Annotated in this window: 13 protein-coding genes and 1 tRNA gene; 2 read left to right on the top strand and 12 right to left on the bottom strand. The window is 46.2% G+C overall.

Features of this window, described 5'->3' with window-relative positions; all coding sequences use genetic code 11:
* Positions 1 to 96: 96 nt before the first annotated feature.
* Positions 97 to 798: a 23S rRNA pseudouridine(2604) synthase RluF gene (gene rluF, locus ABH897_RS26135; protein ID WP_404592897.1), complete on the bottom strand. Its 702-nt coding sequence runs from the start codon at positions 796 to 798 to the stop codon at positions 97 to 99.
* Between the two features lie 24 nt (positions 799 to 822).
* A complete protein-coding gene (locus ABH897_RS26130; protein ID WP_404592896.1) occupies positions 823 to 3,126 on the bottom strand; it encodes a PAS domain S-box protein in 2,304 nt (767 codons plus the stop codon).
* Between the two features lie 328 nt (positions 3,127 to 3,454).
* On the opposite strand from ABH897_RS26130, the gene tadA reads away from it, so the two are divergent.
* Both tadA and ABH897_RS26120 read left to right on the top strand, forming a co-directional pair.
* The gene (gene tadA, locus ABH897_RS26125; protein ID WP_283654094.1) at positions 3,455 to 3,955 is read left to right on the top strand and encodes a tRNA adenosine(34) deaminase TadA; all 501 of its coding nucleotides are present in this window, start codon (positions 3,455 to 3,457) and stop codon (positions 3,953 to 3,955) included.
* Between the two features lie 91 nt (positions 3,956 to 4,046).
* Positions 4,047 to 4,646: a GNAT family N-acetyltransferase gene (locus ABH897_RS26120; protein ID WP_283654093.1), complete on the top strand. Its 600-nt coding sequence runs from the start codon at positions 4,047 to 4,049 to the stop codon at positions 4,644 to 4,646.
* A gap of 86 nt (positions 4,647 to 4,732) precedes the next feature.
* Here ABH897_RS26120 and ABH897_RS26115 read toward each other — a convergent pair whose 3' ends face one another.
* The 10 genes from ABH897_RS26115 to guaB form a co-directional block, all read right to left on the bottom strand.
* On the bottom strand, positions 4,733 to 5,809 hold the full coding sequence (locus ABH897_RS26115; protein WP_404592895.1) for a hypothetical protein: 1,077 nt from the start codon (positions 5,807 to 5,809) through the stop codon (positions 4,733 to 4,735).
* Positions 5,810 to 6,006: 197 nt separating this feature from the next.
* The gene (locus tag ABH897_RS26110; RefSeq protein ID WP_137061028.1) at positions 6,007 to 6,162 is read right to left on the bottom strand and encodes a small acid-soluble spore protein P; all 156 of its coding nucleotides are present in this window, start codon (positions 6,160 to 6,162) and stop codon (positions 6,007 to 6,009) included.
* A gap of 71 nt (positions 6,163 to 6,233) precedes the next feature.
* Positions 6,234 to 6,404 (bottom strand): hypothetical protein, encoded by a 171-nt coding sequence (locus ABH897_RS26105; RefSeq protein WP_283654091.1) that lies wholly within the window; start codon positions 6,402 to 6,404, stop codon positions 6,234 to 6,236.
* 27 nt (positions 6,405 to 6,431) lie between these two features.
* Complete coding sequence (locus tag ABH897_RS26100; RefSeq protein ID WP_283654090.1) at positions 6,432 to 6,773, bottom strand: hypothetical protein; 342 nt, start codon at positions 6,771 to 6,773, stop codon at positions 6,432 to 6,434.
* A 145-nt stretch (positions 6,774 to 6,918) separates the two neighbouring features.
* A tRNA-Ser gene (locus ABH897_RS26095) sits at positions 6,919 to 7,007 on the bottom strand.
* 93 nt (positions 7,008 to 7,100) lie between these two features.
* Positions 7,101 to 8,381, bottom strand: a complete 1,281-nt coding sequence (serS, locus tag ABH897_RS26090) for a serine--tRNA ligase (RefSeq protein WP_404592894.1) — start codon at positions 8,379 to 8,381, stop codon at positions 7,101 to 7,103.
* Positions 8,382 to 8,417: 36 nt separating this feature from the next.
* The gene (gene pdxT, locus ABH897_RS26085; protein WP_404592893.1) at positions 8,418 to 8,984 is read right to left on the bottom strand and encodes a pyridoxal 5'-phosphate synthase glutaminase subunit PdxT; all 567 of its coding nucleotides are present in this window, start codon (positions 8,982 to 8,984) and stop codon (positions 8,418 to 8,420) included.
* A gap of 16 nt (positions 8,985 to 9,000) precedes the next feature.
* Positions 9,001 to 9,882, bottom strand: coding sequence for a pyridoxal 5'-phosphate synthase lyase subunit PdxS (gene pdxS / locus ABH897_RS26080; protein ID WP_014279080.1), 882 nt, complete (start codon positions 9,880 to 9,882; stop codon positions 9,001 to 9,003).
* 142 nt (positions 9,883 to 10,024) lie between these two features.
* Positions 10,025 to 11,413, bottom strand: a complete 1,389-nt coding sequence (locus ABH897_RS26075; RefSeq protein ID WP_283654088.1) for a D-alanyl-D-alanine carboxypeptidase family protein — start codon at positions 11,411 to 11,413, stop codon at positions 10,025 to 10,027.
* Between the two features lie 319 nt (positions 11,414 to 11,732).
* Entirely contained in the window at positions 11,733 to 13,190 is a 1,458-nt protein-coding gene (guaB, locus tag ABH897_RS26070) for an IMP dehydrogenase (RefSeq protein WP_404521567.1), read from the bottom strand.
* Positions 13,191 to 13,592 lie beyond the last annotated feature (402 nt).

The following is a 13,592-nucleotide window of genomic DNA, read 5'->3' as shown; positions in this document are numbered from 1 at the left end:
TTTTATGCAGCTGGTGCCTTTTCATCGTGATATTCCACTCTGCCTCTTGTCCTATCCATTGCCCTGCCATCTATCAGCCGTGAGAAGCCCTCAGGTTTAGCTGAGTGTATAATTCAGCATCTCACCTAACTCCTGCTTCTCCGTCTCTGTCAGGTCACGCCAGGCGCCTCTCTGAAGCGACCCTAATCGAATATTCATAATCCGCAGACGTTGCAGCTTCTTCACCTCATAGCTGAAGGCAGCACACATGCGCCGGATCTGACGGTTTTTCCCTTCCGTCAATATGATGCGGAATACGTACTCAGATACACGCGTCACTTCGCAGGGGAGCGTCCGCTGACCGAGTATTTTTACACCTGTGGACATCCCCTGCACAAAAGATGGTGTGACGGGTCGATCCACCGTTACGATATATTCCTTCTCATGCTTGCCTTCCGCCCGTAAAATCTTATTCACAATATCTCCGTCATTGGTAAGTAAAATAAGACCCTCCGAATCTTTATCCAGACGTCCGATTGGAAAAATCCGCTGCGAGTGCCCCACAAAGTCGACAACATTCCCTTGAATGTGGCTCTCTGTCGTGCTTGTAATCCCCACCGGCTTGTTCAAAGCAATATATACGTGACCAGACTTCTCGCGGAGTGGCTTGCCGTTCACACGGACATCGTCGCCCTCCTCCGCCTGACTGCCCAGCACCGCCACCTCGCCGTTAATCGTCACGTGGCCGCTCTCTACCAGCTTGTCCGCCTCCCGGCGTGAGCAAAAACCGGTTTCGCTGATAAACTTGTTAATGCGCAACCTGTGTACCCTCCATTTCTACTGTCACGCTTCCTTCTGCTGCCCGTCCAGTTGCTCAGGCTCGGCAGTTGGAAGCTGCACAAGGGCTGTCGTTCCCTCTCCCTCTATGCTTTCAATATCCAGTGTGCCTTTATGACTCTGTATAATACGCTGGCTGACCATAAGTCCGAGTCCTGTACCTGTTTCTTTGTTTGTGAAAAAAGGTTCCCCCAGCTTGGACAGCATCTCTGCTGGAATGCCCGTCCCTTGGTCCCGTATGAAGATTTTAACGCTTTCTCCCTCCAAGAACAAATGAATCGTTATCGTACCACCCTTGCTCATGGCCTCCATACTATTTTTAAGCAAATTAATGAATACCTGCTTTAACTGATTTTCTTCGGCATATACGAAGGCAGGCTCTTCCGTTACTTCAAGATTGAACACAATGCCCAGCAGATGCGCCTGACTATCGAGCAAGGAAATAACATCACTCACAATATAGCGCACATCTTTTTTCTGAAAATGTACAGCCTGCGGCTTCGCCAATATTAAAAATTCGCTAACGATCAGATTAATACGATCCAGCTCGGACAGCATAATATCGTTATGCTTCAGATTCAGCGCTTTATTTTGCTGCTGTAACTGGAGAAACCCGCGCAGCGTGGTCAGCGGATTACGAATTTCGTGCGCCACCCCTGCCGCCAGTTGTCCTACCGTCGTCAGCTTCTCCGATCTGCGCAGCAATTCCTCCATCCGGTTGCGGCCTGTAATATCCCGCGAGACGCTGATAAATCCCAGAATTTGGCCTTCTTCATCCAGAATGGGCGATGTACTCATACTAATCTCTACCGTACTTCCATCCTTACGCATTCGAATGGACTCAATAGACACCATACTCTCTCCCTGAAGCAATCTTTCCTTCTGAAATTCGTACTCTTCCTCTTGCTGTGGCGGTACGAACTGGAGTTTACGTCCGACCAATTCCTTTTTGGTCCAGCCGTACAGGGCTTCAAAGGCATGATTGACCCGAATGATACGCTCATCCTGATCGGTCACATGAATCGCATCAGCGGTCTGATTAATGACAGACTCTAAATGCTCTTTTACAGAACGGTTTTCCTCATACATCTGTTCGAGTCTCCGTGTATACATTCCGAGATTATAGGCCATCGCATTGATGCGCTCACCTAGTTGTGCAAGTTCATGACCACCCTTAACCTGTAGCCGTGTGTCAAAATGGCCGTCGGCCATCTCGTTCACTTTTCCCAATATCGACTGAATTGGACGGACAAACAGGCTTGCCAGCACATAACTACCAATGATCACAACCTCTAGTAAAACAATAGAAATGGCAACCAGACTGATTAATTGCTTATAAATAACGGAAGAGATCGTATCATAATTCATAACAATTCGAATGACATAGGCATCACGGTTAGCCGGATAAAATGGTATGTAACTGACGAGGACCCGTTGGCCTTTAATATAGCAGTCCTGTACAATACTCTCCCCGGAGAAAATCGCCTTGGAAACAGCCAAACGATCCTCCTGCACCCTCGCTAGTTGATAAGTGCCGAATCGGATAGGCTTATTGTACATGTAATAATATTTTCGGTCGTTTCCATGATTGTCCATCGTAGCGCCACCGAAGGTTGTGGGGTTAATTCCTGTTATCTCCATGATGCGGTAATCCACTTGTTGGGTTTGCTTTACGATTTCATCGGGGTTGAGAATCGGTATAAAATTTTGCACTTCACTGTCCTGAAAGGAGATTCGGATCATATAGTTGCGCTTCTGGTCATAATAAAATCCCCACTTGTTAATATGGGTGGCATCTGAGCCTGTATAGTCAAATGCTCCAGTCCAAAAATGTTCCAGATGTTGACCATGCACCAATCCAGCCTGTCCATGCTCATATAATTGATCAACTGCATTTTTCCAATAGCTAGTCAACGGATCGCCAGATATGATCTCTTTCGGATTCGACGATTTGGCGACCTTATACCCCTTTCCATCACGCACCATCAAGGAAATATCAATATCCCCGCTGCGCTTGGTCATCTGTTCGAGTTGTTCCTGCGTAATATGATCGATATCAGGACCTAGCTTGCTGGCAGCCAGCGTGGCAAAGAGCCACAAATTATATCCAAGCTGCTTGTCGACAGCCTCCCAGCTTTGTTGAGCTTGTTCAATGGCACCTCCAATAGTCTTGGCCGTCAGAACCATTTTCGTTTCGCTGTCACTTCTTAAATTTTCGTGGGTCGTGTAATAGTTGAGTGCAATATTTAACAAAAGGATGAACAGAACGGACCCCGACAAAATGATCGTAATTTTGATTTTTATCGACACACTGATTTCTCACCTCTTGCCGTATGCTGGCGATTACTGGCAATTGCTAACTCAATGATACCGTAATACCGCCTGTGATACCAGCATTTACATTTCCCGGATAAACATAAATACACACAGCTTGTATACAGTTGTCAATATGCGAACGTTTGCCTACAATATAATAAGATAATCATCCACAAGTCGTCCACAAATACACAGCTTTTATTATGAACTGTGGATAAGCCTGTGGATAAGTGTCGTGTTATCCACAAAATTATTCACATCATGTTAACAACGGAATATTTGTTCGTTGGATAATTCGCATTTGAAAGGAGCATTTTTACCAGTGACCACGATAGATCACGCTTATTGGATGAAAGAAGCTATTCAAGAAGCGTATAAGGCAGAAGCGTTGGGTGAAGTGCCCATCGGAGCTGTCATCGTAAAAGATAATGAAATCATAGGACGCGGTTACAACTTGCGTGAGACGAACACTGACCCGACAGCACATGCCGAAATGGTCGCTATTCGTCAGGCCAGCGAGCATCTGGGGGCCTGGCGCCTGCTGGATTGCAGGCTGTATGTCACTCTGGAACCGTGTCCCATGTGCGCCGGAGCCATTGTACAATCACGGGTTCCCTATTTGATCTACGGCACCACCGATCCGAAAGCAGGCTGTGCGGGCACGCTGATGAATCTCCTACAGGAGCCTCGATTCAATCATTGCACTGAGGTGATCAGCGGCGTTCTTCAAGAGGAATGCGCCTCGCTGCTGACGGATTTTTTCCGTCAGCTCCGGCAAAAAAGAGCCGCTGCCAAGCTACCTTCTCCACCGTCTTCATCCTGAGGAGGGGAGCTAGATCGCTTACTTATACACAATCAGTGGTCAGCCGTTATTTACGTCTCATTGCTAATTTCCCATGGAAGGAGATCAGCTCATGCCTATGAGCCTGTACAACACGCCTCAAGGTATCTTGTTGCGACCATTTAGCCTGACGGATAGTGAAGCCTTACTTGCCCTCAGGCTTACAAATAGGGAGTCTCATGCGCCGTACGAGCCACTTCACGGCGACTCATTTTTCACGCTGGAAGAACAGCAGGAATATATCCGTCAGAAATTGCGTCAAGCAGAGGAGGATCGGGGATATTCGTTCGGTATCTTTCTCTTGGAGGACGAGCGTCTCATCGGGTATATCTCTATTTCTAATCTTGTGCGCGGCGTGGGACAATTCGCCGATATCGGCTACATGGTAGACCAGCACGAACAAGGCAAAGGGCATATGACCGCAGCTTTGAAGCTGGCCATACAATTTGCCTTCCGCGCCCTATCGCTTCACCGTCTTCAGGCCGGTACCCTACTGCATAACGAGCGCTCACAGCGTGTACTGCAAAAGTGCGGCTTTCAGCCTGAAGGTATTGCTCGCAAGCTGGTACAAATTCAAGGGACATGGCAGGATCATCGAATGTTCGGACTTTTAGCCGAGGATAACGTGTGGCAGACCTGGACCGCTACACCATCTGCTCAGAGCCATATATGACAAAAAACCGCCTGGCTCTAAGCCAAGCGGTTTTTTTCACATCGCATCATATGGATAATGCCTTTACAATCACGTCATTCCTTTACTTAAGGAGCAACAGTTTGCATTTTTTGTTGAAATTGTTCGATCGTCAGGACTTGGTCCCCTGTTGGAATACCCACTTTAAATGTTGCTTTTTCATTGATTTTGCTGTATTGCGTGTAGCCAGTCACAGACAATTTTACGTTATCTTTTGTGGTCGGATCATTCATTTCTACATTCGCATTCAGGTCTTGATACATAGGAATATCATCCTTGTTCAAGGCTGTGTTAATGTCAAACTGTTTCACAGTCAAATAGTTTTTCAACTCATCCAGCTTTTTGCTAACTTCGCTGGTGTTGGATTGCAGTTCTTTCTTCGCTTCAGCCAACTCTTCTTTTTTCACTTGCAGCATACCAGCATACTCATCTTTAGACATCACATCAAGGACTTTAGGAAGCGCCTTAGTGATAAATGTATTCGTCGCTTGCTTCACATTGTCGTTCGTTATTTTAAACTGAACCACTTGTTTAGCTTTAATGCCTTGTGGCAATTTAGCATCCTTAGGATCAATATCAAAGAAGTACGTTGCTTGATCATACTCACCCAGAATAGCAGCAATGACTTCATTCGCAAATTTCTGCGATTTTTCCTGATCCATTGATGCAGGGTTAAATTCTTGTCCAGACTGTTTAGCCAGTTCCTGCGGATCAATGATCAGGAATTTGCCTATAACGTCCTGTGGAAGCGGGTAAAAAGGAACGTTCGGAATTTTAACGTACAATTTATCCTTGGTCATAACCATTGGAATGGTGAAGCTGGTGGAAAGATCACCTTTCAAATGAATGCCCAGCGTCATTTCAGATTGTAAAGGTTCTTTTTGATATACACCATCCAGCGTAATGTCTGCATTTTTCAGCATACTGGTTACCATTGCACTTTGCTCGCTTGGAACAGAAGCAGATGTGATCGTCAGATCTTTAACCGTAAATTGACTTTTGGATTCATAAGAAGTCAATTTCATTGCATTAGCCGTACCGTTCGTAACAGCTTCCTTCGGTTCTAACTTCTTGCTACAGCCTACCAGGGCTACCGTCAAAAGCAACACCATAGTGAGTACCAAAACGGATAACTTTTTACTCATTGTGTAGATTCTCTCCTCTCGTAATTAACCCCTTTTATAATACTAATAAAAAAATACACACCCCCTATTTTACCGCATACTCACATTCAATGAAACACTTATTGGAAAATTTTCTTACAATAAGCACAAAGACACCCTGGTTCTTTAACCAGGGTGTCCTGTACTTCACTATATTTTTAGGCAAAAAGTCTAACTGCTTATGATCCTTCTCTGTTGTGATGGTCTACGTGATTCCGCTGCTTCACCTTTTTGGAACCAGATAGTGGCTCCTGTTGATGATTGCGCTCACGCTTTTCGTTTCCTTCACCGGCGTCCTGTGCCTCGGGAACAGGAATGGCTTTAGGCTTGCTCATTTATGCATCCTCCGTTCTCAGACTATATTTAAATACTTCAGTAAATCCGTTTATTACCATTTAAAGTAGGACTATTGATGGTGCAGGTCTTCTGTTTTATCATGGTTAAGTGCATCCTGATGACGGCGGTCATTACGATCCTGCTGCACTTGCTGTGCCTGATGACTGTTAACCGGACGCTGCTCCAAATCATCCACAATGTTAGACAGGTTTTTATCCAGTCCGTTTTTGGCTTTTTTCATGTAGCTTCCCCCCTCATTCCTTCATGACTACGAATGCGTCAATGACTGTAACGTCTGAGCACACTGGTGAATATGTCGAGTGTAATCGGACACCAGCTGCTGAATGATATCTGTTCGTTCATCCACAGACTGTCCGTCCCGTTCTACATCGACCAAGCTAACCTGCACTTCCCGAGAATCTACATAAGTACATGCAAAATCAAAGGAGTACATTTGTCGGCCCTCTACCTCAATATGGATTCGTATAGTCCGGTTGTCTGCTTCATCTGCTTGTACCTGTGATTTATCCCCTGAATTCAAAAGGCTCGGCAGTTGTTCCTGCCAGGCTTCTACCAGCTTTTGCTGATCTACTGTCATTTCTCGATTCATGCCAGCACCTCCACATCTGATAACGTGTGAAAAAAACAGGCTTTTTATACAACAAAAAAGCCATCCTTTACGATCTCTAAACATCAGCACATAAAGGCTAATGAATCAGCTATCGTATTCGAATGGCTTGGCTCATTTATTATAATGGCGGAGAGGATGGGATTCGAACCCATGTGAGCTTGCACTCTAACGGTTTTCAAGACCGCCCCGTTATGACCGCTTCGGTACCTCTCCAGGTGGTAATTGGATAAAGTTGCTCCCCATTTAAAATAATCTCAGGCGCAACAAAATTATTTTACCACAGACTTTAAACGAATGCAACGGTTACTATTTGGGAGCGATAACCTCAGCGCCTCGCATGTACGAACGCAGCACTTCCGGGATAACAACGCTTCCGTCCTCTTGCTGATAGTTCTCCAAAATAGCAGCTACTGTGCGTCCTACAGCCAATCCTGAACCGTTCAGTGTATGTACAAATTCAGGCTTTGCTTTCGGCTCTGGCCGAAACCGGATGTTTGCACGACGAGCCTGGAAATCTTCTGTATTCGAACAAGAAGAAATCTCGCGGTACATGCCACTTTCAGGCAGCCACACTTCCAGATCATACGTTTTGGCAGACGTGAAGCCCATATCCCCTGTGCAAAGTGCCAGCACACGATATGGAAGTCCCAGCAGTTGTAAAACCCGCTCTGCATGATTCGTCATTTTCTCCAGTTCCTCATAGGAGGTCTCCGGGTGAACCAGCTTGAGCATCTCTACCTTATTGAATTGATGCTGACGGATCAAACCACGTGTATCCCGTCCTGCCGATCCTGCCTCAGAGCGGAAGCAAGAGCTGTATGCCACATAATTTTTGGGAAGCTGATCCGCGTTCATAATCTCTTCGCGGTGATAGTTCGTTACCGGAACTTCAGCCGTAGGAATGAGATAATACTCGGTATCGCGCAGCTTGAACAAATCCTCTTCAAACTTCGGAAGCTGTCCCGTGCCATACAGGCTATCCCGGTTCACAATGTATGGAGGCAGCATTTCTTCATAACCATGCTCACTGCTATGCAGATCCATCATAAAGTTAATCAGCGCACGCTCCAGACGTGCCCCCAGTCCTTTGTAGAACGTAAAACGGGAACCCGTCACCTTTGCTGCCGCCTCAAAATCAAGAATATCCAGCTCCTGTGCCAGCTCCCAATGTGCTTTTGGCGTAAAAGAAAACTCGCGTGGCTCCGACCAGCGACGAATCTCTACATTATCCTCCTCCGAAGCACCTACAGGCACCGACTCATTGGGGATATTCGGAATGGACATCACCAACTCGTCGATCTGGGCCTCCAGCTCGCGCACTTGCTCATCCAGTTCTTTAATACGGTCGGAAACCTGACGCATTTCAGCAATAAGATCATCCGCATTTTCTTTATTCTTCTTCAACTTGGCTACTTCACCGGATACGACATTTCGGCGATTTTTGAGCGCTTCACTTTCCTGGAGCAGCTCACGACGACGCACATCCAGATCCGTAAAACCATTTATCAGATCCAGAGATTTGCCCCTATTTTGCAAAGCTTTTTCAACCCGATCAAGCTCATTACGTAAAATCTTTATATCTAACACAGGTAATCCCTCCTACACTACAAACCTGACTTTCCGCTATTCGCGGACCATATCCACAAAATACTGATGCAATCGGTAATCGTCCGTTAATTCCGGATGGAAGGATGACGCCAGCAAATGACCCTGACGGGCCGCCACGATCTCGCCGTTATACTCAGACAGCACATCTACTCCCGATCCAACAGACTGTATTAATGGCGCGCGTATAAACACAGCACGAACCGGTTCCTCAATCCCTTTAATGTCCAAGTCTGTTTCAAAGCTTTCCCGCTGGCGACCAAAAGCATTACGTGACACCGTAATATCCATCAGTCCCAGATGCGCTTCTTCCTGTCCTTGAACCGTTTTGGCCAGCACGATCAATCCCGCACAAGTGCCGAATATAGGCTTGCCTTGATCGGAAAACTGGCGTATGGCATCAATAAAGTCATACTTGCGCATCAGCTTGCCTATCGTCGTACTTTCACCGCCGGGAATGATAAGACCGGACAGCTCATCGAGCTGCTCGATCTTTTTCACCGCCACACCTTCTGCACCCGCACGTTCAACGCTTCGTATATGCTCAGCCACAGCGCCTTGCAGCGACAGAACTCCTATTTTCATGCCTGTCCCTTCCTTCTTACCAACCACGATCCTGCATGCGTTCATGCGGTGCCAGCTTGGAAATTTCAATGCCCTTCATTGGAGCGCCTAGATTCTTGGACACTTCTGCAATCAGCTTGTAGTCCGTATAATGAGTAGTCGCTTCCACGATGGCACGTGCAAATTTCTCAGGGCTATCGGATTTGAAGATACCAGAACCGACGAAGACACCATCAGCGCCCAAATGCATCATCAATGCCGCATCGGCAGGTGTTGCTACACCGCCCGCAGCAAAGTTGACCACTGGCAGCTTGCCGTGCTCATGCACTTCCAGCAACAATTCGTAAGCAACGCCAAGGTTTTTCGCTTCTGCATACAGCTCGTCCTTCGACAGGTTTTGCACCTTGCGAATTTGGCCATTAATAAAACGCATATGACGAACAGCTTCGACAATATTTCCGGTTCCAGGCTCACCCTTTGTACGAATCATGGACGCCCCTTCGCCGATGCGACGCAGTGCTTCTCCCAGATCCTTGGCTCCGCAAACGAATGGAACGGTAAACTCCCGCTTATCGATATGGAAAACTTCATCCGCAGGCGTCAGCACTTCGCTCTCGTCGAGATAGTCAACACCCAGAGATTCCAGCACCTTCGCCTCCACAAAATGGCCGATACGAGCCTTAGCCATAACGGGAATAGAGACCACCTTCATGACCTCTTCCACAATCGTTGGGTCAGCCATACGGGCAACCCCGCCAGCTGCACGGATATCTGAAGGCACCCGTTCAAGAGCCATTACCGCTGTAGCTCCTGCCGCCTCTGCAATTTTAGCCTGTTCAGCGTTCATGACATCCATGATTACGCCGCCTTTTTGCATCTCTGCCATACCTCTTTTTACACGTGAAGTTCCCGTTTCCATGTCGTTTCCTCCTGTAAGGGTTACGTTTAGATTCTAACTTAATATTTTACCGCACAGACGCCAAATACACAATCATTTCAATCAGCAAAATACGTAAGGCAGAGCAAGAATCCTCAGCTCTATCGGTCTGGTAATCAGACGATTAGAACAGGTTTTTAATGCCCTGGAACAAATCACCGAAGAAGTTACCAATTGCCCGGAAAAGCATACGGAACCAGCCAGCCTCTTCTACAGCCGTCGTAGTTACCAGGTCAACGGTTTTCACCTGACCTTTTTCCACACCATCCGTTTTGTACGTATAGCTAATCGTTCCGACTTTTGCCCCTTGCTTCAAAGGCGCTACGAGCGAGCTTTCCGGTGTAATATTGGTTGTAAACGTCACTTTAGGATTGCCCGCACCCTTAGGTACGACAAAGCTTACTGCATCTTTGGTCACAACAGGTACTTCAGTTTCTGTGCCTTTGGAGACAGGCACATTTTCGGCACCCTTAACTACCGTCTTTGGAGCCACAACCTGCTTCACTTCAAAATTATCAAAACCATAGTTCAATACTTTAGCAGTCTCTGTAAAACGGTGCGCATCGGAGTCAGCCCCCATAACTACACTAATGAGACGCATTCCGTTGCGTTCAGCTGTTCCAGTAAAGCAGTTGCCTGCATTAGCCGTATGACCTGTTTTCATTCCATCCAGACCAGGATAAGCAAACTTTTTAAAATTGGTTATATTCTTGTTTGCTTCTAACATCCAGTTGTAGTTAATAATCGGCGCCTTGTCCGTCGGGCGGAACTTGTACGATTGAATTGTCGTAAACCGTGTATAGTCTGGGTGATCCTTAATAATGTTACCAGCCAGTGTAGCCGCATCTCTCGCTGTCATTACGGTTTCACGATCGGTATCCGGTTGAAACCCTTTAGGCATATCGCCACGGTCTAACCCTGTAGAGTTGATGAAATACGTATTTTTCATGCCCATTTTCTGAGCTGTTTCATTCATCAATTTTACAAAGTCCTGCTCGGTTCCAGACACACGCTCGGCAAGAGCTACCGTTGCATCATTAGCAGAGCCTACCGCCATGGCAATATACAGCTCTTCTACCGTATGTTGATCACCTTGAGCTAGAAAAATACGTGATCCGATGCTCTTGGCAGCATTCTCTTGAACCGTAACCTTATCCGTCCATTTGAGTTTCCCTTGCTTGACCTGCTCCGCTACGAGGTACTCTGTCATCATTTTGGTCATACTTGCTGGTGGGAGCGGCTCATCCGGGTTCATAGACAGCAATACCTGCCCTGTGGAAGGCTCAATCAAGATAGCCGAGCGCAGCGCCAGACTAGGTGGCTTAACAGAGCCTGTCCCCGTAATATTGACCGCCTCTGTTGTCGCTCCGGCGGCAAACGTAGCTACAGACGGATCAAGATTGCCCACAACCGGCAATGCTGACATGTACATCATATTAAGCACCATGACTGCTGTTACGCTCTTTTTCATCATGCTGCGTTTCTTATTTTGTTTATGATTGTTCGCTTTCAAATGAATACAAACTCCTCTCGTACCTCAACCCGATCCGCTATATATAACGAAACGGTGGATAAAGCCTCTACTAGGCCAATGTAATTAATGTATTGAATTTCCGCTTTGTTTCGTCAGTTGGAGCCAATGATCAACATTCTCTGCTCTTATCCTGGAATGAGCAGGTACTAAGTAAGCCTTATGTCCTAAGGTGTCCTTACTTCATCAACCCATTTGTAAAAGGCAGACACTTGTCTATTCTATCACAGGGGTATCTCTAAAAAAAGACAGGCAGAGCGAAATACGCCCTGCCTGTCGTCAAGTCTGCTACAGTCGAACTTTATAATGAATAGTTTGGTGCTTCTTTCGTAATTTGCACATCATGCGGATGGCTTTCACGTAGGCCTGCACCCGTAATACGGATAAAGCTCGTATCATTACGAAGCTCCTCGATATTAGCAGTACCGCAATATCCCATACCGGAACGAAGACCGCCCAACAGCTGATGAACTGTATCGGAAAGTGGCCCTTTATAAGCGACACGTCCTTCAATGCCTTCCGGTACCAATTTCTTATCATCATCTTGGAAATAACGATCCTTACTTCCTTGCTTCATCGCAGCCATGGAACCCATACCACGATATACTTTAAAACGACGTCCTTGATAAATCTCGGATTCGCCTGGACTTTCTTCCGTACCAGCAAAAAGACTACCCAGCATTACCGCAGAAGCTCCCGCCGCAATGGCCTTCGTAATTTCACCGGAATATTTAATGCCACCGTCTGCAATAATCGGAATATTATATTCCCGTGCTACTGTCGCACAATCATAAATAGCTGTTACTTGCGGAACACCGATTCCGGCGATCACGCGCGTTGTACAGATAGAGCCTGGACCAATGCCGACTTTTACAACCGAAGCCCCCGCTTCAATCAGTTCACGCGTTCCGTCACCAGTAGCCACATTACCTGCTACAATTGTCAGATCAGGATAAGCATCACGCAATTTGCGAACCGCTTCAATAATGTTAATATGATGACCGTGAGCAGAATCCACAACAATCAGATCCACACCTGCATTTACGAGTGCTTCAGTCCGATCAAACGTATCTTTGGAAATACCTACAGCCGCACCGACCAGAAGACGCCCTTGTGCATCTTTCGCTGCGTTTGGAAATTGAATAGCCTTCTCAATATCTTTAATAGTGATAAGCCCTTTGAGGTAATTTTCATCATCGACCAAAGGAAGCTTTTCAATTTTATGCTTTTGCAAAATGCCTTCAGCTTCCTGCAAGGTCGTACCTACAGGTGCAGTTACCAGATTTTCCTTCGTCATAACTTCACTAATTTTAAGATTAAAATCGTGAATAAAACGAAGATCGCGGTTCGTAATAATACCCACCAGCTTATTTTCCTCGTTTACAACAGGTACGCCAGAAATACGATATTTACCCATAACAGCTTCAGCATCGGATACCAAGTGATCTGGAGTCAATGAAAATGGATTGGTGATAACACCGCTCTCTGAACGTTTTACTCTATCTACCTCTACTGCTTGCTGTTCGATCGACATATTCTTATGAATAATACCGATACCGCCTTCACGAGCCATAGCAATTGCCAAAACTGCCTCAGTAACAGTATCCATACCAGCACTCATCAAAGGAATATTCAGCTTTATGTTATCACTCAAACGGGTCGCTACACTTACTTCTTTCGGCAGAACCACCGACTTGCGAGGTACCAGCAAAACATCGTCAAAGGTAAGGCCTTCCTTACCGAATTTATCTTCCCACACCAAGATGATCCTCCTTCAAATTGTTTAGTCTGTATTGGTCTTGTTGTCTGTCCGACATGGACAAATCAAGGCTCTCTGAAAATATATTATTGCAATCTTAGCAAAGCGGTATAGGGGTGTCAAGCCTTCCCCAGCAGCCATAACTTTTAGTATTCCCCTGTACAAACAAGTGTACTCGCAGGGAGGACATCCTTTATAATTAAGCGTTTCCAGAAATGAAGTCGACCCTTTTATAAAAAATAACCCGCTTGGAAAATAGCAGATTAGAGATTACATATAAGGTTCTGGAACGTAATATACAAAAAAAAACCACAATCTCAAGGAGATCATGGTCCTTCTTTCTTTTGCTTGGCGACGTCCTACTCTCCCAGGACCCTGCGGTCCAAGTACCATCGGCGCTGG

This window comes from Paenibacillus sp. RC73, assembly GCF_044908085.1.
Classification (GTDB): domain Bacteria; phylum Bacillota; class Bacilli; order Paenibacillales; family Paenibacillaceae; genus Paenibacillus; species Paenibacillus terrae_A.
The sequence above is the reverse complement of the archived record's forward strand: the minus strand, read 5'-3'. Positions and strand labels throughout refer to the sequence as shown.